We start from the raw sequence: 23,444 nt of genomic DNA on the forward strand, positions 1-23,444 counted from the left end.
AAGGCCAGGGTAGGGAAGCGTTCGCAGGGATGACGGGGTGGGCGGGCGGGGGTCGCAGAGTGGAGGCGGTCGTACTGCCTTCCCTTCTGGAGCAACGATGCCCGCACGTCCCCGTACCGCCCTCGCCGCCGCGTTCGTCGCCGTCCTCGTCCTCGGACCCGCCGCACCGGCGCTGGCCGCACCCGGAACCGGAACCCGAGACGCGGGGGCGGCGTCCACCCAGGCGTACCCGGCGCCCGACGCCGCCGCGCTGCGCGCCGCCATCGCCGGGCTGCCGGACGAGGAGGCGACGGCCGCGCTGGTACGGGTCGGGGGCGCGGGCGGCGACTGGCGCGGGAGCAGCGGCGTCGCGGCGCTCGGCTCCCAGAGACCGGCCCTGGAACACGGCAGGTTCAGGGTGGGCAGCACCACCAAGGTCTTCACCGCGGCCGTCGTCCTCCAGCTCGCGGCGGAGCGCAGGATCGACCTCGACCGGCCCGTACAGACCTATCTGCCGCACCTGCTGCCGCGCACCTTCGAGCCCGTCACCGTGCGGCAGTTGCTCAACCACACCAGCGGCATCCAGCCGGCCGACGGACCCGGCGACACCTTCGAGGACGCCTACGCCCATCGCTTCGACACCGTCACACCGCGGGAGACCGTCGCCTCCGCGGTCGCCAAGGGGCCGGAGTTCGCACCCGGTGCCGAGCAGCACTACCTCAACATCAACTACACCGTGCTGGGCCTCCTCATCGAGGAGCGCACGGGCCACACGTACGCGGACGAGGTCGCACGTCGCGTGCTGCGCCCCCTCGGCCTGCGGCACACCTCCGTCCCCGGCACCGACCCGCGTATCCACGGGCCGCACAACCGCGGCTATCAGTCCGTCGCCACCGACGGCGGTGGCACGGAGCTGAGGGACGTCACCGAGTGGAACTCCTCCAGCAGCTGGGCGGCGGGCGACATCATCTCGACCACGGCCGATCTGGAGCGCTTCCTCACGGCGCTCTTCCGCGGCCGGGTGGTCCCGGAGCCGCAACTGCGCGAGATGTTCACGGTCCCGGAGGGCGTGAGGACGCACGGCAGCGGCGAGCCCGCCGCATACAGCGCGGGCCTGACGCGCCTGGAACTGTCCGACGGGAGCGTGGTGTGGGGCAAGTCCGGCGGACGGTACGGCTACAACACCGTGATCGCCGCCACCCGCGAGCTGTCCCGCACCCTCGTCGCCTCCGTCAACGGCACCGACGCGAAGGGCCAGAACATGAACCGGGTGATCGGCGACCTCACCTTCGCCGCGTTCGGCCGCTGACCAGCACCGTTCAGGCCCTGGCCAGTGCCGCGTTGTGCTGGATCAGGGCCTCGGCCATGCCGTTGACGTTGGGGTAGTCCATGGGGACGATGCCCAGACCGCTCCAGCCGCCGCCCTCGTCGCCGGACAGCAGCGCCTTGACGCGCGGGTTCAGCGTGTCCGAGGTGGAGCGGGGCGGGAGCAGCGCGGCCGTGCTGACGTAGTTGGTGAACAGCTTGCCGGGGGAGTCGACGGCCTTCCGGAAGTGGGCCGCCACCAGTTCGTACTTGCGGCCCGGCTCGGCCATGTACTCGTCCTGGATGTCGAACAGCTCCGCGCTCCCGTACCGCACTCCCGGCAGCCCGTCGGAGTCCCCGAGCAGCACCACCTTGCCCCGTGCCTCCCCGAGCGCGGGCAGGGTGGAGTCCAGGCGGAACAGGGAACGCCAGCCCTTGCCGTCGAGATAGCCGTCGAAGAGCCCGCGGAACTCCTCGGCGCTCTCCTCCGAATACTCCTGCTTCACCCGCATCAGCACCGTCTCGGAAGGGTGCTGGGACAGGAAGTCGCGGCAGGAGCCGAGGACGTCGTCGAAGTTGAGGTGCTGGTAGTAGGCGCCGTGGTGAATGGCGAAGGAGCCCTCGAAGGCACGGCAGCGGATGTCGAGGAAGCGGATGCCGCTCTCCAACTGCGTGCCGATGGAGGTGTTCTGGCACTCGGTCCAGGGGCCTCCGTGCCGCGCGCCGGAGTTGTGCGTGCCCGGCAGCGTCAGCCGCTGTACGGGGGTGTCGTCGGGGAGGCCCGAGAGCCACTCCGGGGGTGCGGGCAGCGCCGCGGGGGCCGCCTCCGCCGTCGCCGTACCGGCCGCTCCCACAGCGCCGGCCGCTCCCACCGCGCCCGCCGACAGCACTCCGGCGGCCGGAACGGCGACCGCCCCTCGCAGAAAACTCCGCCGTTCGATCGTCATGGGAACGCATCGAAGCACGCTTGGCCTTCACTGACCAGACGCCCTCCCGCCCGCGCGCCGCGCCGGCCGTCGCTCCCGCTTCCGCCTCCGGCTCGTCACATACGGGCCCGCAAGCGGCGGTCGGCGGCGCGAAGCGAGCGACCACGCACATGCGAACGCGCCCACGGATCGGCGCCCTTCAGCCGCTCCTCCAGGTTCCGCACCGTCCAGCGGCCGGGGGTGAGATCCGGGTCGTTCAGCTCGTCCCAGCCGATGGGCACGGCCACCGGGGCGCCCGGCTTCGCGCGTACGGAATAGGGGGCGACGGCGGTCTGCGCGTAGGCGTTGCGCTGGATGTCCAGATAGACGCGGTCGCCGCGCTTGGCCTTGCGGGGCTCGTCGGTGAGCCGGTCCGGGTTGCGCTGGACGAGGAGCGCCGAGACGCGGCGGGCGAAGTCCCGCACCGCGTCGAAGTCCGCGTTCCGGTCCAGCGGGGCGAGCACGTGCAGGCCGCGGGAGCCCGTGGTCATCAGGAGGGTGGGCAGCTCCACCTCCTCCAGTACGCCGCTCACACAGCGCGCCGACCACCGTACGTCCTCGAACCCGGCCTTGCCGCTGGGGTCCAGGTCGAAGACGAGGACGTCGGGGTGGTGCGGGCGGTCCTCCCTGGACAGCCAGCGGTGGAGCGTGACGCACGCCTGCCCGGCGAGGTACACGAGCGTGTCGGCGTTGTCGCACACCACGTGGCGCACCTCGCCGTCCTCCTTGGGGAGCACGGCGGTGTGGACCCAGTCGGGGAAGTAGTCCGGCGCGTTCTTCTGCATCAGCGGCTTGCCGCCGATGCCGTCCGGGTGCCGCTCCATCATCACCGGGCGGCCCCGCAGCCGGGGCACGGCCCTGCGCGCCACTCGTCGGTAGTGCTCCGCCAGCTCGCTCTTGGTGATCCCGTCGTCGGGGAACAGCACCTTGTCCGGCCTGGTGATCTCCACGTCGTTCACGCCGCCACGGGTTGCCGCGACGGGCGCCGGTAAACGGGGCCTGACGGATCGTTCCGGCCGCACGGGAACGTTCGCGCGAGGGCGGCCCCGAGACGGACCCGTAGGCGGATTCGTGGGAAGCTACAAGAGGTATCGGGTGTTCGCTGGAGCAATGTACGATGGAGCGGTCCCGCGCAACGCGCGTAGAGTCCCTCGCGTTCCTGATCAGGGCGTTGCAACGACGCACTATCGCGCCTGACCCACCGCACGGAGCCCATCCTCATGGCAGACGCCCCCGACGCGACCACACCGGCCACCACCACAGCGGCCACCACCGCGACGGCCGAGACCGACGAGACCATCGAGACCCGCGGCATCGAGCCGGTGCCGGAGAACGAGCGCCGCGGCAGGGTCCGCGAACTCTTCCCGACGTGGGTCGCCGCCAACATCAGTGTGCTGCTGCTGACCATGGGCGCGGGGCTCGTCGTCTTCAACGGCCTCAACTTCTGGCAGGTCCTGCTCGCGGCCGTGGTCGCGGTGACGGTCTCCTTCGGCCTCTGCGGCCTGCTCTCCCTCTCCGGCAAGTGGGGCGGCGCGCCGGGCGCCATGCTCTCGCGCGCGACGTTCGGCGTCCGCGGCAACTACTTCCCCGGCATGATCCTGTGGGTCGCCCGCTTCGGCTGGGAGACGATCAACGCGGTCACCGGCGCGTACGCCGTCCTGACCGTCCTGGACCTGCTGTTCGGCATCCGGAGCAGCACCCCGCTGATCGTCGTGACCCTGCTGCTCTTCGTCGGCGCGACGTTCGTGGTCAGCGGCATGGGCCGCAAGGTGCTGAACCTCTGCAACACCTGGTCGACGTACCTCTTCGGGCTGTTCAGCGTGCTGGTCCTCGGCTATCTCGTCAGCACCGTGGACTGGGGCGCCGTCTTCGACCGGCCCGCCGGGAGCACCGCGCTCATGATCGCGGGCATCGGCACCATCGCGGCGGGCGGCATCAGCTGGATCCCGACCGGCCCGGACTTCGCGCGCTACCTCCCGCGCACCGCGCCCGGCGGGAGGATCGTCACCACCACCGTCTCCGGCGCCGCGCTCGTGTTCGTGCCGATGGTGCTGATGGGCGGGGTGATGGCGGTGGCCACGCCGGGCCTTGCCAAGACCAGCGACCCCGTCTCCTTCCTCGGCGACGTGCTCCCGATGTGGCTCTCGGTGCCGTATCTGGTCACCGCGGTCGTCGGCATGCTGCTGATCAACAGCCTCTCGATGTACTCGGCGGGTTTCACCGCGCAGACCATGGGCGTCAAGCTGCCCCGCGCGTGGGCCGTCAGCGTCAACGCGGTGATCAGCCTCGTCGGCGGGCTGCTGCTGATGCTGGTGGCCAAGAGCTTCTACGGCTCCTTCATCACCTTCCTCACCCTCCTCGCGGTCTCCTTCTCCGCCTGGGTCGGCGTGTACGGGGTGGACATGCTGCGACGCCGCACGATGGCGGTGCCGTACGAGGCCGAGGGGCTGATGGACACGGGCCGCACGAGCCGTTACTGGTACGCGGGCGGCTTCTGCTGGCAGGCCATGACCGCCTGGGCCGTGGCGCTGGCGGCGGGGATCGGCTTCACGAAGGTCGACTGGTTCACCGGGCCGCTCGCCACCACCTGGGTCGGCGAGAACGGGCTGGGCTGGGCCGCGACGATCGTCATCGCGGCGGCCGTCTTCGCGCTGCTGCCGAGGCCCCGCGAGGGCGCGGCGGCGGACTCGTCGGCGGGTGCGGCTGCGGGCGTGGGTGCGTCGGCGGGCGGTTCCGCGCCCGCGCCCGTGCCCGCGCGGGGGGAGGAGCCCGCGGCCGTCTCCGATCCGGCCGCCCGGACCGCCTCGCCGTCCTCCTCGGACTGAGCGTCCTCGGGCCGGACCGGGCCTCCTCGGACCGGGCCCGTGGGCAGGCCCATCGCGATGCCCCGGACCGCGCCCCGCCGCGCCCGTGTGCCGGTCACCACCACGGTGACCGGCACACACGTGCCGGGCCGCCACTCTCGCGCGCCTGAGCGGCCCCCGCGCGGCCCCCACGCATGGGCACCGCCCCCCGGGGGAACCCCGCACCGTCACCGCGCCCGCCGCTCGGGGATCCCCCTCGGGGGCGGTCTTGCGCGGAGGCGGGGGGCGCCACCAAGCTCTTGGGGTGCCCGATCCCGGGGGAGGGATGACGCGCCCGCCGCCCCTGGGGAAACCCCGCGGAGGACGGCCGCGCGACATGCGAGAGGAGGCGCGCCATGGAAGCCACACTGGACGAGGCGGAGGCGGAAGCCTACGTCGGCGGGATCTGTTTCAAGACGGGCCCGCCGCGCCGGGTGGGAGTGGAACTGGAATGGCTCGTCCGTGACCGCTCCGACCCCACCAGTCCCGTACCGCTCGCCCGGCTCACCGGCGCACTCGCGCCCCTGTGGCCGTCCGGGGGTCTGCCAGGCGGCAGCAGGCTGACCCGAGAACCCGGCGGGCAGTTGGAGCTGAGCACTCCACCAGGTGACACGCTCGCCGAGTGCGTCACCGCGGCGGCGGCCGACGTCGCCGTGCTGCGTGAGCGCGTCGGACAGGCGGGAGCCCTGCTCTACGGGTGCGGACTGCACCCGTATCTCACTCCGCCCCGCGTGCTGGAGCATCCCCGTTACCGCGCCATGGAGGCGCACTTCGACCGCCGTGGCCCCTCGGGCCGCACCATGATGCGGGCGACTGCCGCCGTCCAGGTCAGCCTGGACGCGGGCGACGACTCCGGCGGCACCACCGGCTACCGCCACCGCTGGCGGCTGGCCCACCGGCTGGGCCCGGTCCTCGTCGCCGCGTTCGCCAACTCCCCTGTACGGCAGTCGCGCCCCACCGGCTGGGTCTCCACCCGGCAGAGCGTCTGGGCGCAGACCGATCCGGGCCGTACACATCCGCCACGCGCGGACGGGGACCCCCGCGAGAGATGGGCGCGCTACGCGCTCGACGCGGACCTGATGTGCCTGCGCAGGGAACCGCCCGCCGACTGGACGGCGCCGACGGGGCTGACGTTCCGCTCCTGGCTGCGCGGCGGGGGCGGCGAACGCCCGCCCACCCGCGACGATCTGGACTACCACCTGGGCACCCTGTTCCCGCCCGTGCGCCCGCGCGGCTGGCTGGAACTGCGGATGATCGACGCACAGGACAGCGACGACTGGATCGTGGCGACCGCCGTACCGGCCACGCTGCTCAACGACCCGCGTGCCGCCGAGGCCGCCTGGGCTGCGACGGAACACCTTGAGGACGCCGACCAACTGTGGCTGCGCGCGGCCCGGCTCGGGCCAGCGGACCCGCTGCTGGGACCCGCCGTGCGCGACTGCGTCGCCGCGTCGGCCGAGGCACTGGCCAGGACCGACCCCGGCAGCGCGCTGCACCGTGCCGTCACCGGCTTCGCCGAGAGGTACTCCGAACGCGGCCGCTGCCCCGCCCACGACCGACTGGACGCCCTGAGCCGGTGACGGGCCCCGGCCGGTGCGGTGCCGTACGCGCGCCGAGCGCGCGCCGTACGTGCCGTACCGGCCGGGTACGCGGAGCCGTCACGTCGTCCACCGACCCCGGACCCCTCCCGAGCGCCAGCGAGGCGCGCGCCGACCGACGATCCGAGGAGCACACCCGATGGCCGAGCACACCTCTGCCCAGGGCAGCGCACCGCTCACCGCAGCGTCCCCCGCCCAGTCCGTCCAGTCCGCCCAGTCCGGCGAGTTCGGTGAGGGGGCCCGCGAGCGGGCCAGGGCCGCGCTGGAGCGGGCGCGCGAGCGCACCCTCGCGCTCACCGACTGCCTGGACGAGGACGGGCTGATGGCGCAGCACTCCCCGCTGATGTCCCCGCTCGTCTGGGACCTGGCACACATCGGCAACCAGGAGGACATCTGGCTGCTGCGCGAAGCGGGCGGCGGCCCCGGGCTGCGCCCCGCACTCGACCCCGTCTACGACGCCTTCCGCACCCCGCGCGCCGACCGCCCGACGCTCCCGATGCTCCCGCCCGACGAGGCGCGCGCCTTCGTCGCCGAGGTGCGCGCGGGCGTCCTGGAGGTGCTGGAGCGGGCACCGGCCGACGGCGGCCCGCTCCTCGCGGGCGGCTTCGTCTTCGGCATGGTCGCCCAGCACGAGCAGCAGCACGACGAGACCATGCTCGCCACCCACCAGCTGCGCCGTGGCCCCGCCGTGCTGACGGGCGAGGAGCCGCCACGCCCCGAGCCCGCCGACGTGGCCGCGCTGCCCCGCGAAGTGCTCGTCCCCGGCGGCGTGTTCACCATGGGCACCAGCACCGACCCGTGGGCGCTCGACAACGAACGCCCGGCCCACCCCGTCGACGTGCCCGCCTTCTGGCTGGACACCGTCCCCGTCACCAACGGCGCCTACCAGGAGTTCATCGACGACGGCGGCTACCGCGACCCGCGCTGGTGGTCGCCCGAGGGCTGGGAGTACGCGCGCAGAGTGGGCCTGGAGGCCCCGCTGTTCTGGAAGCGCGAGGGCGGCACGGGTGGCCCCGGCGGAACGGGCGGCACGGGTGGCACCTGGACGCGCCGCCGCTTCGGGCACACCGAACCCGTACCGGCCGGTGAACCGGTGGTGCACGTGTGCTGGTACGAGGCCGACGCGTACGCGCGCTGGGCGGGGCGGCGGCTGCCGACCGAGGCCGAGTGGGAGAAGGCCGCCCGCCACGATCCCGCGACCGGCGCGTCGCTGCGCCACCCCTGGGGCGAGCGGGACCCGGAGCCCCGGCACGCCAACCTGGGCCAGCGCTCCCTGCGCCCGGCCCCCGCCGGTGCCTACCCCGAAGGGGCCGCGCCGTGCGGGGCGCGGCAGTTGCTCGGGGACGTGTGGGAGTGGACCGCTTCGGAGTTCACCGGCTATCCGGGCTTCACGGCGTTCCCCTACCGCGAGTATTCGGAGGTCTTCCTCGGCGACGGCTACAAGGTGCTGCGCGGCGGCTCGTTCGGCACGGACGCGGTCGCGTGCAGGGGCACGTTCCGCAACTGGGACCACGCCGTGCGGCGCCAGATCTTCGCGGGCTTCCGCACGGCGCGTTCCGTCGGGGAGGCGGGCTGATGTGCCGTCACCTCGCCTACCTCGGGCCGCCCGTCTCGCTGGCCTCCCTCGTCACCGAACCGGCGCGAGGGCTGTACGAGCAGTCGTGGGCGCCCCGGAGACAGCGCCACGGCACCGTCAACGCGGACGGCTTCGGCCTCGGCTGGTATCCGCAGCGCGGCCCGGCGCAGGGCCCGGACGGTGACGGCGCCGCCCCGCCGGCGCGCTACCGTCGCGCCGTCCCCATCTGGGCCGACCCGAACCTGCCGGACCTGGCCCGCGCCCTGCACAGCACGGCAGTCGTCGCCGCCGTCCGCGACGCGACGGCGGGCACGGCGCAGGACGAGACGGCAGCGGCGCCGTACGCGAACGGGCCCTGGCTGTTCAGCCACAACGGCGCCGTCCCTGACTGGCAGCGGCTCCCCGATGACCTCGGCATCCGCCTGGACGCGGCCACCCTCCTCGGCCTCGAGTCGCGCTGCGACTCCGCGCTGCTGTGGGCGCTGCTGCACGCGCGGCTCGTCGCGGGAGAGCCGCCGGGCGAGGCGCTGGCCCATCTGACGCGGCGCGTGCGCGCCGTACGTCCTGGGGCCCGGCTCAACTTCCTGCTGTCCGACGGGCACACCGTGGCGGCCACCCGCTGCGGCGACACCCTCTTCCACCGCTCGGGCCCCGGCAGCGTGCTCGTCGCCTCCGAGCCCGACGCCGCCGACGGCTGGCGGGAGGTCCGGGCCGACTCCGTCCTGCTGGCCACCCGCTCCGACATCACCGTCACCTCCCTCGCCCTCCCCACCGAGAGGAACGCCGCCGTATGACGGGCCGATTCGCCCTCACCCGCCGCCTGCCGCCCGGCTACTTCGCGCAGGCACTGCACGACGACGCGCTCAAGGGGCTCACCGCCGAGCCCAAGACACTGCCGCCCAAGTGGTTCTACGACGGCCGGGGCAGCGAGCTGTTCGAGCGGATCACCGAGCTGCCCGAGTACTACCCGACCCGCGCCGAGCACGCGATCCTGCGCAGCCGGGCCACCGAGATCGCCGCACGGACCGGCGCGGGCACCCTCGTCGAGCTGGGCTCCGGCTCCTCGCGCAAGACACGGCTGCTCCTGGACGCGCTCTCGGAGCACGGCACGCTGCGCCGTTACGCGGCGCTCGACGTGAGCGCGGAAGCCCTCCAGGAGGCGGGCGACGCGCTGTGCGCCGACTACCCGGAGCTGCGCATCGACGCCGTCGTCACCGACCTCGACACCGACCCCTTCCTGCCGCCGTCCGACGGCTCGCCCCGCCTGGCCGCCTTCCTCGGCGGCACCCTCGGCAACTACGACACCGAGGCCAGGCCCGCCTTCTACGCGGCCCTGCGCGAACGTCTCGACGCGGGCGACGCGCTGCTGCTGGGAGCGGACCTGGTGAAGGACCCCGGGGTGCTCGTGCGGGCGTACGACGACGAGAGCGGCGTCACCGCCGAGTTCAACAAGAACGTGCTGCGCGTGCTCAACCGCGAGCTGGGCGCCGACTTCGACCCGGCGGCCTTCGACCACCGCGCCGTGTGGAACGCGGAGGAGGAACGCATCGAGATGCGCCTGCGCTCCCGCCGCGCCCAGACCGTCGCGCTGCCCGCGCTCAACCTGAGCACCGGCTTCGAGGAGGGGGAGGAGCTGCTGACGGAGATCTCCTGCAAGTTCCGCCGAGGTTCGCTCGTCGCGGAGCTGGAGCGCGGCGGGTTCGGCGTGCGGCGCTGGTGGACGGATCCCGCGGGCGACTTCGCGCTGCTGCTGGCCGTCCCGGTCTGAGCGATTCCCTGGACGGGCCCCGGGGCGAGGGGCCCGCTGAGACCGGCGGCCCCGCGGGCACGGCCCGGTGACCAGGGCGCCGCCCTGCCCGACGGCCTGGGCCGATCACCGGTCCGGCCACCGGGCCCGTGGCCGGACCGGTGCGGGCTGACGGGCCGTCACGACGGCCGGGGCGGTGTGGTCCGCGCACCGGACCGGCCCCGCGCTCCGCTCGGGGCGCGGGCGAGGCAGGATGGAGTACGGCCGCACACGTGGCCGCATCACCGTTCTGGGGGAAACGCCGTGACCGCTGACACCACCGCTGCCGCCGCCGGGCCCGACCCGTCCGGGAGACCCGACCCGTCCGGGGCGCAGGGGCCGGAGCCGGAACCGGAGCCGGAACCGGAGGCTCCGGCGGGGGAGTCCGCCGCCCCGGCCCCGGCGACCGAAGCCCCGTCCGACGAGAAGGCACCCGCCGAGGGCCCGCCCGCCTGGCGGGTCCTGCTCGGATACGTCCGCCCGTACCGCGGCGCCCTCCTCGTCGGAGCGCTGCTCTCGCTCGTCACCGGAGGCACCGGGCTGGCGCTCCCCCTCGTGGCGCGGCAGCTCATCGACGACCTCTCCCACGACCGCGCCCTCGCGCCCACCCTGCTGGCGATGACCGGGCTCGTGCTCGCCAACGCCGCGCTCGGCGCGACGGGCGGCTATGTGCTGCGCCGTACCGCGGAGTCCGTGGTGCTCGGCGCACGGCGCGCCCTCGCCTCGTATCTGCTGCGCCTGCGCGTCAGCGCCCTCGACCGCAGCGAACCCGGCGACCTCATGGCCCGGATCACCTCCGACACCACCCTGCTGCGCGAGGTGACCACCGACTCGCTCGTCGGCGTCGGCACGGGCGGGCTCACGCTGCTCGCCACGCTCGTGATGATGGCGGTCGTGGACCTGCCGCTGCTCGGCGTGACCTGCGGCGTCATCCTGCTCGCCGGAACCGTCATCGGCGTGATCATGCCCCGCATCAACAGGGCCAGCAAGCGCGCCCAGGAGTCGGTAGGGCTGATGGGCGCTGCGCTGGAGCGCGTCCTCGGCGCCCTGCGCACGGTGAAGGCGTCGGGCGCCGAGCACCGCGAGCGGGACAACGTGCACGCGGCGGCCCAGGAGTCCTGGCGGCAGAGTGTGCGGGCCGCCAAGTGGAACGCGATCGCGGGCAACACGGCGGGCCTGTCCATGCAGATCGCGTTCCTCACGGTGCTGGGCTTCGGCGGCGCGCGGGTCGCCACGGGCGCCATCGACGTCGGGACGCTCGTTGCGTTCCTGATGTACGTCTTCTATCTGATGTCGCCCATCCAGTCGGTGGTGGGCGCCGTGACGCAGTATCAGGTGGGCGCGGCGGCCATCGCCCGCATCCAGGAGGTCGAGCGGCTCCCCGCCGAACCCGAGAGCGAGGCCGCGCCGCTGCCCGCGCCGGGGTCCCCGCCCGCCGCGCTCGCCTTCGAGGACGTCCGCTTCCGCTACGCGCCAGGGCTGCCCCCGGTGCACCACGGCGTCACCTTCACCGTGCCGCCGCGCGGGATGACGGCCTTCGTCGGCCCGTCGGGTGCGGGCAAGACCACCGTCTTCTCGCTGATCGAGCGCTTCTACGACCCGACAGGCGGGCGCGTACTCCTCGACGGCCGTGACGTCCAGGAGTGGGACATCCCCGAACTGCGCGCCGCCATCGGCTATGTGGAGCAGGACGCGCCCGTGCTCTCCGGCTCGCTGCGCGAGAACCTGCTGCTGGGCACGTCCGTCGCGAACGAGGAGGAGGTGCGCGAGGTACTGCGCACCACCCGGCTCGACGGCCTCGTGGCACGCCTGCCCGAAGGCCTCGACACCCTGGTGGGCCACCGGGGCACCAAGCTGTCCGGCGGCGAGCGCCAGCGCGTCGCGATAGCCCGCGCCCTGCTGCGCCGCCCCCGGCTGCTGCTGCTCGACGAGGCGACGTCGCAGCTCGACGCGGTGAACGAGGCGGCGCTGCGGGACACCGTCGCCGAGGTCGCGCGGACCACGACCGTCCTCGTCGTGGCGCACCGGCTGTCCACGGTGACGATGGCCGACCGGATCGTGGTGATGGACGCGGGCGCGGTACGGGCCGTGGGCAGCCACGCGGAACTCGTGGCCGCCGACCCGCTGTACGCGGAGCTGGCGGCCACGCAGTTCCTCGCGTCGGCGCCCTCCGGCCCTGAAGGCACGGAGGGCGCTCAGGACGCGGAGGGCACGACGGTCTGAGCCGTCAGCCGCCGATGCTCCAGGAGACGGTGGAGTCGGCGCCGGCGACCGTCGCGAGGACGATCAGATCGGCGACGCCGAGACCCAGCCCGAACAGGGCGCGTCCACGGCGTGCGGTGCCGCGCAGCAGCGCGAGACCGGCCAGCACGATGGCGATGGGACCCAGGACGACGTTGAAGACGAGCAGCCCCGTCAGCCCCAGGGCGAAGGAGGCGACGGCCATGCTGTCGGGCTCGCGCGTGCCGCTGCCGCTGCCGCGCTCCATGGAGCCGGTGCCGGTGCCGGCGTCGGCCTCGCGGGGCGGCTCCTGCGGGCCGTCGTGCTCCCGCCCGCGCCCCTCGGGGCGCCGGGTGTCCTGGCGGTCGTCCGGAAACACGTCCTCGTCGGGACGGGGCCGGGGACGGATCAGGGTGTTCGTGGCGTTCATGTCCTGTCAGCTCCCTTGACGGCGCTTGCGCTCACGGAAGGCGAAGACCAGCAGCCAGCAGCCGATGACCGTCGCCGCGACGACGGTGGCCGTGACCGGAATGTGTGCCGCGGTGCCCACCAGGAGTCCCAGCAGGAGGAACGCGGCGACCAGGAAGATCATGTGCGGCCTTTCTCCGAGTTGTGGTCGAGGGGCCAATGATCACGCTTCAGTGAACAACTGGCGTGACAACTGTTCACTGAGTTCCAGCCTACATTGCGTGGGGTGGGCGTACGACTGTTTACTGAATGATATGAGCCACACCCCCACCCTCCGTGACGTCCAGAAGGCCAAGACCCGCCGCGCCCTCCTCGACGCGGCGCTGGAACTGCTGGAGGACCAGAGCCTGAGCAGCCTCGGCCTGCGGGAGGTGACGCGCGCCGTGGGGGTGGCGCCCGCGGCCTTCTACCGGCACTTCAGGGACACCGCCGATCTCGGTGTCGCCCTCGTCGAGGAGTCCCTCGGCAGCCTGCACGAGGTGATCAGCGCGGTGCTGGAGGAGCGCCACGACGAGGGCGAGCGCATAGGGACCACCGTCGCCACCATCGCGCGCTACGTGCGCGAGCACCCCGGCCATATCCGCTTCGTGGCCCGCGAGCGCCACGGCGGCGTCCAGGCCGTGCGCGCCGCCATCGGCGCCGAACTGGACAGGTTCGCCGACGAGGTGGCCGTCGTGCTCGGCACCGACGAGGTCTCGGCGGGCTGGAGTCCGGAGGACATGCGCATGCTCGGCGAGATGTACGTGGACCACATGGTGATGACCGCCTCGGCCTTCCTGGAGGCGGCGCAGGGCGAGGGCCCCGACGAGGCCAGCGTCTCCCGCACGGCCCGCAACCAGCTCCGGCTCATCAGCCTGGGCCGCCGTCACTGGCGCGACGCGTAGCGGCGGCCCCGGGGTTACGTGCCGTACGGGTCAGGCGGTACGGATGCGGAAGAACAGCCTGCTCAGGGGCACCGCGAGCGCCAGCAGCCCGGCGCACCAGGCCAGCGCCTGCCAGGGTGCCGTGCCCGTGGGGCCCGCCAGTAGCAGCGCCCGCAGGGACTCGATCACGGGTGTGACCGGCTGGTGCTCGGCGAAGCCGTGCAGCCAGCTCGGCATCGTCCCTACCGGCACGAAGGCGCTGCTGGGGTACGGCAGGAAGAGGATGAAGAAGGTGAACCCGCTCGCGGCCTCGGGGGAGCGTGCGAGCAGCCCCACCGCGGCGGCCAGCCACGACAGCGTGACCACGTAGACCGCCAGGATTCCCACGGCCGCCGCCCACTCCAGCGCGTCGGCCCGGGGCCGGAAGCCGATGGCGAAGGCGACGCCGAGCACCGCCGCCGTGGCGGCGGCGTTGCGCGCCAGGCTCGCGGCCACGTGCCCCGACAGCACCGCGAACCCGCCGACGTCCATCGAGCGGAAGCGGTCGATGATGCCCTCGGTCATGTCCCGGGAGACGCTGACGGCGGTCATCGAGGCCCCGTACCCGGCGCACAGGATCAGCACGCCGGGCGCGACGTAGGTGACGTAGGTGCTGGTCCCCGAGCGGATCGCGCCGCCGAAGAAGTAGACGAAGACCAGCATCAGCAGGACGGGCAGGAGGAGCGAGACGACGGCCGCGTCGGGGTTGCGCGTGCTCAGCCGCACGCAGCGCGCCGCCATGGTCCGCGCGTCCCTGAGGGTGTGCGACGCCGTGCGGGGTGTGGCTCCGGGCGGGGTGCGGAGTGCGGTGGACTCAGACATCGGCGTGCTCCGTCTTCCGGTGCGGCCCGCGGTGCTGATCGCGGTCGGCTGCGCCCTCGTGCGGGCTTGGTGCGGTGGCGCGGCCCGTCAGGCTGAGGAACACGTCGTCGAGCGTGGCGCCGTGCACGGCGAAGCGGTCCACGGCCACGCGCTCCGGGTCGAGTTCGTCCAGCAGCGCCCGTACGTGCGCCGCGTGCCCGTCCGTTGCCACGCCCAGCGTCAGCGCCTCCCTGTCCGCGCCGAGCGCGCGGGTGCCGAGGCGCGCTGCGACGGTCTCGTAGGCCGCGGCGTCGGTCAGCGTCAGCTCCAGCCGCTGTCCCGCGACCCGTCGCTTCAGCTCGGCGGGTGTGCCCTCGGCGACCACCCGGCCCTCGTCGAGCAGGGCCACCCGGTGGGCGAGCCGGTCGGCCTCCTCCAGGTACTGCGTGGTGAGGAAGACCGTCACGCCGTCGTCCACGAGGCCGGAGACGGTGTCCCACATCGTGCGGCGGCTGCGCGGGTCGAGCCCGGTGGTCGGCTCGTCCAGGAAGACCACCTGGGGGCTGCCGGTGAGACCGGCGGCGAGGTCGAGGCGGCGGCGCATGCCGCCGGAGTACGTGGCGACCCTGCGCCCGGCGGCCTGGCCGAGTCCGAACCGCTCCAACAGGGCGCGTGCGCGCTCGCGGGCGTGGCGCGTGGACAGCCCGTTGAGCCGTGCCATCATGCGCACGTTCTCCTCGCCGGTCTGCGCCTCGTCCAGCGCCGCGTACTGCCCCGTCAGACTGATCGCGCGTCGTACGCGACCGCGCTCCCGTACGACGTCGAAGCCCGCGACCCGGACGCTGCCCGCGTCGGCGCGGGTGAGCGTCGTGAGGACGCGTACGGCGGTGGTCTTGCCCGCGCCGTTGGGTCCGAGCAGTGCGAAGACGCTGCCGCGCGCCACCCGCAGGCCGACCCCGTCCAGCACCTTCGCCGTCCCGTAGGACTTCGTCATCCCCTCGGCCTCGACGGCCGGTCGTTCCCCCATGCCGGTTCCCCCTGTGTGGTCGGGCTGGGCGCGTTCCGCGCCCGGCACTGTGTATGTAGTACGCACTACTGCGTATGTTATACACAGATCGGAGAGGGAGACCAGCCCCTCCCACGGGGCACGACGCGGGCGGGAGCGGGACGGCGGCGATGGCGAAGGCGAAGCAGGCCGGGGGGACGGACGGTTCCGGCAGCTCAGGCGGTTCGGGCGGTTCGGGAAGTGGCACCGGGCTGCCGCCCGGCATCGAGGCGGCCTGGGGGCTGCGGGAGCGCCCCACGAAGGGCCCGGCACGCGGGCTCACCGTCGAGTCGATCGTCGCCGCCGCGACGGACATCGCCTCGTCCGAGGGGCTCGCCGCCGTCTCCATGAGCAGGGTCGCCTCGGCGGTCGGGGTCTCCACCATGGCGCTGTACCGCTATGTGTCCTCGAAGGACGACCTCGTCGTCCTGATGACGGACGCCGCCTACGGGACGCCTCCGGACGGGCCGCCGCCGGGCGAGGGATGGCGCCGGGGGATCGAGCACTGGGCGCGGGCACAGCGCGCGATGCTGCACGGCTGCCTCTGGACGATCCACGTCCCCGTCACCATGCCGCCCGCCACCCCGAACTCGGTGGCGTGGATGGAACGCGGCCTGGCCTGCCTGCGCGGCACGGGCCTCGACGAGGGCGAGAAGCTGGGGGTGCTCTCACTGCTGGGCGGCTACGTACGCAGCGAGGCGGTCCTCATGGCCTCCCTCGTGGAGGCGGCCCGCGCCTCCGGAAGGACCATGGAGGAGGCCACGGCCTCCTACGCCCACCTGCTGCGCCGGCTCACGGACCCCGAGCGGTTCCCCGCGATCACGTCGGTCCTCGCGTCGGGGGTCCTCGAACCGTGGCGCGACGCGGAAGGGGGCGCAGGGCAGGACTCCGAGCCGGACCCGGAGCAGGACCCCGACGGGGACTTCGCCTTCGGCCTGGACCGCATCCTCGACGGCGTCGAGGCACTCGTCCGCTCCCGCACGGGAGAGGGCGGCGACGGCGACGGCGATGGCGAGGACGGCACGCGCACGCGTGCCCCCCTCACTCCGTGACGCGGAAGCTCTGGGCCGCCACGTCGAAGTACGGCTTGGCCGCGTCCCATTCGGCGTCCGGCGCCGAGAGGTAGATGGCGTACTGGGTCTCGCCGACCTTGCCGAAGCCCAGGTCGACCACGTGGTAAGGCCGCACCCGCCCCTGCCAGGTGTACTCCCAGATCGCGGCGGGCTCGCCCTGGTACGCGGTGGCGTTCATGCGCAGCCGCTCGTAGCCGGGGGACTTCGCCCGCACCTCGGGCTCCAGTTGCCGCCAGTGGTGCAGCGGGCTGGTGTCGGCGAAGTCCAGGACGCTGAACTTCAGCCCCGTACGGCCCGAGGGCGCGATGTAGTCGGCCTGTTCGCCCGACGTCGCCTGACGGTGCCAGCCGTCGGGCACGTCCACCGAGAAGCCGAGCGGGTCCTGAACGCGGTGGTAACCCTCCGGTGTGGCGGGGCGCGTGGGCGACGGGCTCGCGCTCTCGGACGGTGCCGCGGAGGGAGAGGCGGTGGACGTGGCGGGCGTCGCCGTGCTGTCCCGCGCGAACCACCAGCCCCCGGTCGCCGCGGCGCAGCCGACGACCGCGACCGTGACGGCCCACGCCACCGCGCGGCCCCGGCGGCGCGGGTGGCGCCCCGTGGCCAGCGTGGGTTCGGCGCCGTCGCCGCCGCCGACGGTGGTGCGGCGCTGCGCGCCGGTCGTCGCTGTCGCCGGTTCGGCGGGCCCGGCCGCCAGGACCTCGGCACCCGCAGGAGCGCCGGACCCGGTGCCACCCGGCCGCGCCACCGCCGCCGCGCCGCCGGAGGCCACCGTCGCCGTGCTGCCGGACAGCATGGCCTCGGCCTCTTCCAGCGTGGGGCGTTCGCCGGGGTCCTTCTCCAGCAGCCGCTCGATCAGCGGCGCCAGCGCTCCCGCCCGCTCCATCGGACGCGGGGGCTCGCTGGCCGTGGCGTAGGCGGTCTCCACCCAGGTGTCCCTGCGGAAGGGCGGCTTCCCCTCGACCGCCTCGTACAGCGTGGCGCCCAGCGCCCACACATCGGCGGCCGGGCCCGAGACGCCGCCCTGCATCCGCTCGGGCGCCGCGTAGTCGATGGAGCCGACGAACTCGCCGGTACGGGTGAGGGTCGAGGTCCCGGAGGCCGCCGCGATGCCGAAGTCGGTGAGGACGGTGCGTCCGCCGTGGGCGCCGTGTGCCGAGTGGGGAGCCGAGAGCAGGACGTTGGCGGGCTTCACGTCCCGGTGCAGCACGCCCGCGCCGTGCGCCGCGCGCAGGGCCGACGCCATCGCCAGCCCGGCGCCCGCCACCCGCTCGGGGGAGAGCGGCCCGTCCTCCTTGAGCACCTGGCTCAGCGAGCGCGAGGGCACGTACTCCATGACGATGCACGGCAGCCCGTCGTCCTCGACCACGTCGTGCACGATGATGACGCTGGGATGGCTGATACGGGCCGCGCTGCGCGCCTCACGGCGCGTGCGCTCGTACAGCCGCGCCCGGTCGTCGTCCTCCAAGTGGGCCGGGACACGCAGTTTCTTGACCGCGACCTGACGGTCGAGGAGCGCGTCGGAGGCCAGCCACACGGTGCCCATGCCGCCCCGCCCCAGCTGCCGCGTCAGCCGGTACCTTCCGGCCACCAGCCGGTCCTGGTCGCTCACGCCGCACACTCTCCGCTTCCCCCTGGGGCACACATGTTCCTCCAGGCACCCTAACGGGGTGATCCCCCGGCACCGGTGGGGGAGGTGTGCAAGGAGCCCGGGGGTGTCAGGGAGACGTCCGGGGTTGTCCGGGGATGACGGGTTCGCCGACGCACACGGCGACGGGTTCCCCATGGCCCCCATGGGCCCCACGGGTCCCCCACAGGTTCGGCGACGCGTCAGACGGCGCCGGGGCGGCCCCGGTTCTCGCCGGGCGGGCCGGCGCGGTCCGCTTCCGGCGGGTCCTCCGGGGCGCCGAAGCGCAGGTACGGGGCCGAGGCGCGCTCCAGTTCCAGCACCCACACCTCGTTCGCCCCCTCCCTCAGCACCGGGCCCGGCACATAGAGGGTGCGCTGCGGTCCCGTCGCCCAGTAGCGGCCCAGACAGAAGCCGTTGACCCACACATAGCCCCGTGTGAAGCCCTCCGGCGCGCAGACCGCGTCGCCCGCGCCCCGTACCTCGACGGAGCCGCTGAACAATCCGCGCCCCGCGTCGGGCAGTTCCCCCTCGCCCCCGCGTGCCACGTCCAGGGGCCCGGCCAGGGGCACGAACGGCACCCGGTCCAGTGCGCCGGGCTCCTCCAGCGCGTCCAGGCGCAGGCCCCGCGCCCGCACCCCGTGCACGTACTGCCGCTCGTGCAGCACCCCGCCCGTGATGCCCTTGGGCTCGCCCAGCCGGGGCCCGTAGTTGACGCGGCCCAGCGACTCCATCCACAGCTCCACGGCGGCCGGTCCCGCCACCTCGCCGACGACCGCCGACTCCGCGTCCCCGCCCCCGTTCCCGTCCTCGCCCCCGGCGTCCGCGCCCGCGTACGTCCCGAGCACGCCGACCCGCCGCCCGTCCACGTAGGCCACGGCCAGGTCCCGCAGCCCCGTGACGCGCAGCGGGTACGGGCGGCGCGGGCCCGGCACGTCGAGCCGGTAGCGCACCAGGCCCCTGTCCACGTCCAGGTCCTCGAAGCTGGGCGGGAGCGCGGTCTCCGTCTCCTCGCCGCCCAGCGCGTCCATGACCGCGCCCAGCGGCGCCCACCGCACCGGCCGTGCCCCGGCGGGCGCGCCGAGCGCGGGCGGGGGCGGGGGCAGCGGGGGGAGCGGGCCCTCGGCGTAGGGGGCGAGGACGTCGCGGAAGCGCCGGAACTTCTCCGTCGGCCGCCCGTACTCGTCGACGGGCGCGTCGTAGTCGTAGGAGGTCAGCGTCGGCTGGAGCGCTCCGTCGTGCAGCTCGCCCGCGCGGTTGGCGCCCGCCCAGCCGCCGAAGCTGGTGCCGCCGTGCGCCATGTAGACGTTGACCGAGGCCCCGGACTCCAGGATCTCCCGCAGGGCTTCGGCCGCCTCGGCGGGCGAGCGCACGACGGGCTCCGCGCCGCCCCAGTGTCCGAACCAGCCGCACCAGAACTCCATGCACATCAGCGGCCCGTGCGGTCTGTGCCGCCGCAGCGCAGCGAACGCGTCGCGGGCGTCCGAGCCGAAGTTCGCCGTGGCCAGGACACCGGGCACGGAGCCGCCCGTCAGCATGTGGTCCTCGGGCCCGTCCGAGGTGAACAGCGGTACCGTCACGCCCGCGCCCCGCAGCGTTCGGGCGAGGCGTTGCAGGTACGGCAGGTCCGAGCCGTAGGACCCGTACTCGTTCTCCACCTGCACCATCAGCACGGGCCCGCCCCTGTCCGCCTGACGCGGCACCACCTCGCGCAGCACGCGCCGCAGCCAGCCGTCGGCGAGGTCCAGGTACGCGGGGTCGCGCGTGCGCGCCCGCCGCCCCAGCCGCCCCGTCAGCCACGAGGGCAGCCCGCCGTTCTCCCACTCGGCGCAGATGTACGGGCCGGGGCGCACCAGCGCCCACAGCCCCGCCTCCCGCGCGGCGTCCAGGAACCGGCCCAGCGCCGCCACGTCGCGGTACCGTCCCTCGCGCGGCTCGTGCAGGTTCCACGGCACATACGTCTCGACGCAGTTGAGGCCCATCGCGCGCAGCGTGCGCAGCCGGTGCGGCCACTGGGCCTCGTGCACCCGGAAGTAGTGCAGCGCCCCCGAGAGGAGGCGTACGGGCCGCCCGTCGAGCAGGAAGTCAGCTTCGCCCACCGTGAACTCGGCCACGCCCCCAGGCCCCCGCTCTCTCCGTCGTCCACCCGCTCGCCGTGCACCGGGCCTTCGTCCACGGTGACGCGCGTGCGGGGGCCGGTCCATGGACAAAGCCCGTGACCGGTTGGACTGATCGCGTCAGCCCCTTGCCTCAGCCCTTCGCGTCAGCCCTTCGCGTCCGGCTTCCAGTCCTGGGCGAGGAGCCCGAGCAGCACCTCGTCCATGAACTCGCCCAGCACCCAGGCCGAGGAGCGCAGCACCCCCTCGCGGACGAAGCCGTTGCGCTCGGCGGAGCGCAGCATCGCGGCGTTGTCCGACAGCGTCTCTATCTGAAGCCTTTGCAGGCCGCGCACGACGAAACCGTAGTGGCACAGCACCGCGACCACGTCGGTGCCGTAGCCCTTGCCGCGCGAGGAGGGCAGCAGCCCCAGGCCGATGTGCGCGGACCGGTTGTGGTTGTCGATGCCCCACAGCGTCGCGGTGCCGATCAGCGTGCCGCCGGCCAGCTCCACCACCGAGAACGCGACGACCCCCTGCTGCGTGTCGTCCACCACGAGCCGCGGGTCCTTCGTATCCGGCTTGAGCGGCCGCCACGGCCCGCCTTCGGCGCGCGAGGCGTTGACCACGTCGTCGTACAACTCGGTCCGCAGAACCGGAATGTCGTCCTCGTGCCGGGCCCTCAGCCCGACCTTGCTGCCCGTTAGCATGCGGGCTTCCTAACCGACGGGCCTGGCCTGCGGCAAACGAATAAGAAGCCGGGGCTACGCGCCCCTCGCACCGTCCTTCGCGTCCCGCGCCCTGCTGGGCTGGACCCGCTTCGGCTCGCCCTTCATCTTCGGGTGCTCGGGCGGATAGGGGAGGTCGCCGAGGCCGTGTTCGCGCTCGTCGCGGTCCGCGAGTTCCAGCGCGGCGTCGAGACGGCAAGGCCGCGCGTCCATCCCGGCGTGTACGTCGCCGAGTTCCGCGTAGCGCGCGGGCATCGTCACCAGGTCGAAGTCCTCCGGACGTGCCGCTTCCACCTCGTCCCAGCGCAGCGGCGCCGACACGGGCGCGTGCGGGCGCGGTCGGACGGAGTAGGCGCCGGCGATGGTGCGGTCGCGGGCCGTCTGGTTGTAGTCCACGAAGATCTTCTCGCCGCGCTCCTCCTTCCACCAGGCGGTGGTGACCCGCGCGGGCGCCCGCCGCTCCAGCTCCCTCGCGACGGCGATGGCGGCCCTGCGCACCTGCGTGAACGTCCACTCCGGCACGAGGGGCACGAAGACGTGCAGACCGCGCCCTCCGGAGGTCTTCGGCCAGCCGCCGTCGAGCCCGAGTTCCTGGAGCAGCGGGCGCAGCTCCAGGGCCGCGCGTACCGCGTCCGCGTAGTCCGTGCCGGGCTGCGGATCGAGGTCGATGCGCAGCTCGTCGGGCCGGTCGGTGTCCGCGCGCCGCACGGGCCAGGGGTGGAAGGTGAGGCAGCCCAGGTTCGCCGCCCACAGCACGGCCGCGGTGCTGTCCGGGCAGATCTCGTCGGCGTACCGGCCGCTGGGGAAGCTGATGCGCGCGGTGGGGATCCACTCGGGGAGGTTCTTCGGTGCCCGCTTCTGGAAGAACGACTCGCCCTCCACCCCGTCGGGGTAGCGCTCCAGTGTGGTGGGCCGGTCGCGCAGCGCCCGCAGCACGCCGTCGCCGACGGCGAGGTAGTAGCGGGCGACGTCCAGCTTGGTGAGGCCCCGTCGCGGAAAGTAGACCTTGTCCGGGTGGGACACGCGCACCGTACGGCCGCCGGCCGTCAGCTCCACCGCCTCTGCCATACGGTCACGCTAAGCCGCGCGGCCGGGACCCGCCTCCCGGCAGGGGCCGCCCGTAGGGGGCCGGGCCCGACAGGCGAGGCGCCCAGGGCCGCCGCACAATCGCGACCATGGACCTTCCGGTGATGCCGCCCGTGAAACCCATGCTCGCCAAGCCGGCCGCGCGCATCCCGTCGGGTATGCACTACGAGGCCAAGTGGGACGGCTTCCGCGCCCTCGTCTTCCGCGACGGCGACGAGATCCGGATCGACAGCCGTACGACCAAGCCGCTCACCCGCTACTTCCCCGAACTCGCCGACGCGCTGCGCGCACGCCTCCCCGAGCGGTGCGTGCTCGACGGCGAGATCGTCATCGCGCGCGACGGACGGCTCGACTTCGAGGCCCTGCTGGAACGCATCCACCCGGCCGACTCACGCGTGCGGCTCCTCGCCCAGGAGACCCCGGCGAGCCTCGTCGCCTTCGACCTGCTGGCGCTGGGCGACGACTCGCTGCTGGGCGCGCCGCTCAGCGAGCGCCGCGCGGCGCTGACCGGGGCACTGTCCGGCGCGCTGAGCGGGGCGCGGGGCGGGGCGCGGGGCGAGGGAGCGTCGGGGCCGCTGTTCGTCGCGCCCGCTACGGACGACGTCGAGGTGGCACGAAAGTGGTTCGAGCAGTTCGAGGGCGCGGGGCTCGACGGCGTGATCGCCAAGCGCCCGTCGCTGCCGTACCGCCCCGACGAGCGCGTCATGGTCAAGGTCAAGCACGAGCGCACCGCCGACTGCGTCCTCGCGGGCTTCCGCGTCCACAAGAGCGGCGAGGGCGTGGGCTCGCTGCTGCTGGGCCTGTACGACGACTCCGGCACCCTCCAGCACGTCGGCGTCAGCTCCGCCTTCACGGCGTCGCGGCGCCGCGAGCTGCTGGCGGAGCTGGAACCGCTGCGCATGGAGTCGGCCGACGGGCACCCCTGGGCCGAGTGGGAGAGCGAGGAGGCGCAGGCGGCGTCCCGGCTCCCCGGCGGCCAGAGCCGCTGGTCGGGCGGCAAGGACCTGTCGTGGGTGCCGCTGCGCCCGGAGCGGGTCTGCGAGGTCGCCTACGACCATATGCAGGGGGCCCGCTTCCGGCACACCACCCAGTTCCGCCGCTGGCGCCCCGACCGTGAGCCGCGCGAGTGCACGTACGCGCAACTGGAGGAGCCCGTCACGTACGACCTGACGGAGGCGCTGACGGGCCACCCCGGCACCGGAGCCGGAGCCGGCACCGGAACCGGCTGACAGCACCGGCGAGAGAGGGGGCCGTCACCCGTACGGCCCAGCCCGCCGGGTGGCGCGGGAGGCCGCCGCCAAGACTGGGGGAGGAGACACCGAGGCCGCGCGGGACGCCGGGAAGCCCCA

Annotated in this window: 20 protein-coding genes; 10 read left to right on the forward strand and 10 right to left on the reverse strand. The window is 73.9% G+C overall.

Features of this window, described 5'->3' with window-relative positions; translation table 11 throughout:
• Nucleotides 1–97 precede the first annotated feature (97 nt).
• A complete protein-coding gene (locus ACWGJ2_RS33270; RefSeq protein WP_453350047.1) occupies nt 98–1,288 on the forward strand; it encodes a serine hydrolase domain-containing protein in 1,191 nt (396 codons plus the stop codon).
• A 10-nt stretch (nt 1,289–1,298) separates the two neighbouring features.
• Here ACWGJ2_RS33270 and ACWGJ2_RS33275 read toward each other — a convergent pair whose 3' ends face one another.
• The gene (locus tag ACWGJ2_RS33275; RefSeq protein ID WP_453350048.1) at nt 1,299–2,231 is read right to left on the reverse strand and encodes a phosphatidylinositol-specific phospholipase C; all 933 of its coding nucleotides are present in this window, start codon (nt 2,229–2,231) and stop codon (nt 1,299–1,301) included.
• A 95-nt stretch (nt 2,232–2,326) separates the two neighbouring features.
• Complete coding sequence (gene ligD / locus ACWGJ2_RS33280) at nt 2,327–3,208, reverse strand: non-homologous end-joining DNA ligase (protein WP_453350049.1); 882 nt, start codon at nt 3,206–3,208, stop codon at nt 2,327–2,329.
• A 261-nt stretch (nt 3,209–3,469) separates the two neighbouring features.
• Here ligD (ACWGJ2_RS33280) and ACWGJ2_RS33285 point away from each other — a divergent pair, with 261 nt between their 5' ends.
• From ACWGJ2_RS33285 to ACWGJ2_RS33310, 6 genes are all read left to right on the forward strand, one after another.
• Nucleotides 3,470–5,074, forward strand: coding sequence for a purine-cytosine permease family protein (locus ACWGJ2_RS33285; protein WP_453350050.1), 1,605 nt, complete (start codon nt 3,470–3,472; stop codon nt 5,072–5,074).
• Nucleotides 5,075–5,448: 374 nt separating this feature from the next.
• A complete protein-coding gene (gene egtA / locus ACWGJ2_RS33290) occupies nt 5,449–6,672 on the forward strand; it encodes an ergothioneine biosynthesis glutamate--cysteine ligase EgtA (RefSeq protein WP_453350051.1) in 1,224 nt (407 codons plus the stop codon).
• A gap of 157 nt (nt 6,673–6,829) precedes the next feature.
• Entirely contained in the window at nt 6,830–8,266 is a 1,437-nt protein-coding gene (egtB, locus tag ACWGJ2_RS33295) for an ergothioneine biosynthesis protein EgtB (protein ID WP_453350052.1), read from the forward strand.
• Complete coding sequence (gene egtC, locus ACWGJ2_RS33300) at nt 8,266–9,060, forward strand: ergothioneine biosynthesis protein EgtC (protein ID WP_453350053.1); 795 nt, start codon at nt 8,266–8,268, stop codon at nt 9,058–9,060. The genes egtB and egtC overlap by 1 nt, the downstream gene beginning before the upstream one ends.
• Nucleotides 9,057–10,034: an L-histidine N(alpha)-methyltransferase gene (gene egtD / locus ACWGJ2_RS33305; RefSeq protein WP_453350054.1), complete on the forward strand. Its 978-nt coding sequence runs from the start codon at nt 9,057–9,059 to the stop codon at nt 10,032–10,034. Before egtC ends, egtD begins: the two co-directional genes overlap by 4 nt.
• 480 nt (nt 10,035–10,514) lie before the next feature.
• A complete protein-coding gene (locus ACWGJ2_RS33310; protein ID WP_453350071.1) occupies nt 10,515–12,275 on the forward strand; it encodes an ABC transporter ATP-binding protein in 1,761 nt (586 codons plus the stop codon).
• A gap of 4 nt (nt 12,276–12,279) precedes the next feature.
• On the opposite strand, the gene ACWGJ2_RS33315 is transcribed toward ACWGJ2_RS33310, so the two are convergent.
• On the reverse strand, nt 12,280–12,540 hold the full coding sequence (locus tag ACWGJ2_RS33315; RefSeq protein WP_453350072.1) for a DUF4190 domain-containing protein: 261 nt from the start codon (nt 12,538–12,540) through the stop codon (nt 12,280–12,282).
• 168 nt (nt 12,541–12,708) lie between these two features.
• Nucleotides 12,709–12,864 (reverse strand): hypothetical protein, encoded by a 156-nt coding sequence (locus ACWGJ2_RS33320; protein ID WP_453350055.1) that lies wholly within the window; start codon nt 12,862–12,864, stop codon nt 12,709–12,711.
• A 130-nt stretch (nt 12,865–12,994) separates the two neighbouring features.
• Here ACWGJ2_RS33320 and ACWGJ2_RS33325 point away from each other — a divergent pair, with 130 nt between their 5' ends.
• Entirely contained in the window at nt 12,995–13,624 is a 630-nt protein-coding gene (locus ACWGJ2_RS33325; protein WP_453350056.1) for a TetR family transcriptional regulator, read from the forward strand.
• Nucleotides 13,625–13,654: 30 nt separating this feature from the next.
• Here the strand turns inward: ACWGJ2_RS33325 and ACWGJ2_RS33330 are convergent, their stop codons facing one another.
• Entirely contained in the window at nt 13,655–14,383 is a 729-nt protein-coding gene (locus tag ACWGJ2_RS33330; protein WP_453350073.1) for an ABC transporter permease, read from the reverse strand.
• Nucleotides 14,384–14,456: 73 nt separating this feature from the next.
• Nucleotides 14,457–15,470: an ATP-binding cassette domain-containing protein gene (locus ACWGJ2_RS33335; protein ID WP_453350057.1), complete on the reverse strand. Its 1,014-nt coding sequence runs from the start codon at nt 15,468–15,470 to the stop codon at nt 14,457–14,459.
• 149 nt (nt 15,471–15,619) lie between these two features.
• On the opposite strand from ACWGJ2_RS33335, the gene ACWGJ2_RS33340 reads away from it, so the two are divergent.
• The gene (locus tag ACWGJ2_RS33340) at nt 15,620–16,540 is read left to right on the forward strand and encodes a TetR/AcrR family transcriptional regulator (protein ID WP_453350058.1); all 921 of its coding nucleotides are present in this window, start codon (nt 15,620–15,622) and stop codon (nt 16,538–16,540) included.
• Here ACWGJ2_RS33340 and ACWGJ2_RS33345 read toward each other — a convergent pair.
• From ACWGJ2_RS33345 to ligD (ACWGJ2_RS33360), 4 genes are all read right to left on the reverse strand, one after another.
• Nucleotides 16,530–18,170, reverse strand: coding sequence for a protein kinase domain-containing protein (locus tag ACWGJ2_RS33345; protein WP_453350059.1), 1,641 nt, complete (start codon nt 18,168–18,170; stop codon nt 16,530–16,532). The two genes, ACWGJ2_RS33340 and ACWGJ2_RS33345, sit on opposite strands and share 11 nt — an antisense overlap.
• A gap of 218 nt (nt 18,171–18,388) precedes the next feature.
• Nucleotides 18,389–20,299 (reverse strand): glycoside hydrolase family 35 protein, encoded by a 1,911-nt coding sequence (locus tag ACWGJ2_RS33350; protein WP_453350060.1) that lies wholly within the window; start codon nt 20,297–20,299, stop codon nt 18,389–18,391.
• Between the two features lie 149 nt (nt 20,300–20,448).
• Complete coding sequence (locus ACWGJ2_RS33355; protein WP_453350061.1) at nt 20,449–20,991, reverse strand: GNAT family N-acetyltransferase; 543 nt, start codon at nt 20,989–20,991, stop codon at nt 20,449–20,451.
• Nucleotides 20,992–21,045: 54 nt separating this feature from the next.
• Nucleotides 21,046–22,077, reverse strand: coding sequence for a non-homologous end-joining DNA ligase (gene ligD / locus ACWGJ2_RS33360; protein ID WP_453350062.1), 1,032 nt, complete (start codon nt 22,075–22,077; stop codon nt 21,046–21,048).
• 107 nt (nt 22,078–22,184) lie between these two features.
• On the opposite strand from ligD (ACWGJ2_RS33360), the gene ACWGJ2_RS33365 reads away from it, so the two are divergent.
• Entirely contained in the window at nt 22,185–23,324 is a 1,140-nt protein-coding gene (locus ACWGJ2_RS33365) for an ATP-dependent DNA ligase (RefSeq protein WP_453350063.1), read from the forward strand.
• Nucleotides 23,325–23,444 lie beyond the last annotated feature (120 nt).

It is taken from the genome of Streptomyces sp. NPDC054796 (assembly GCF_053611545.1).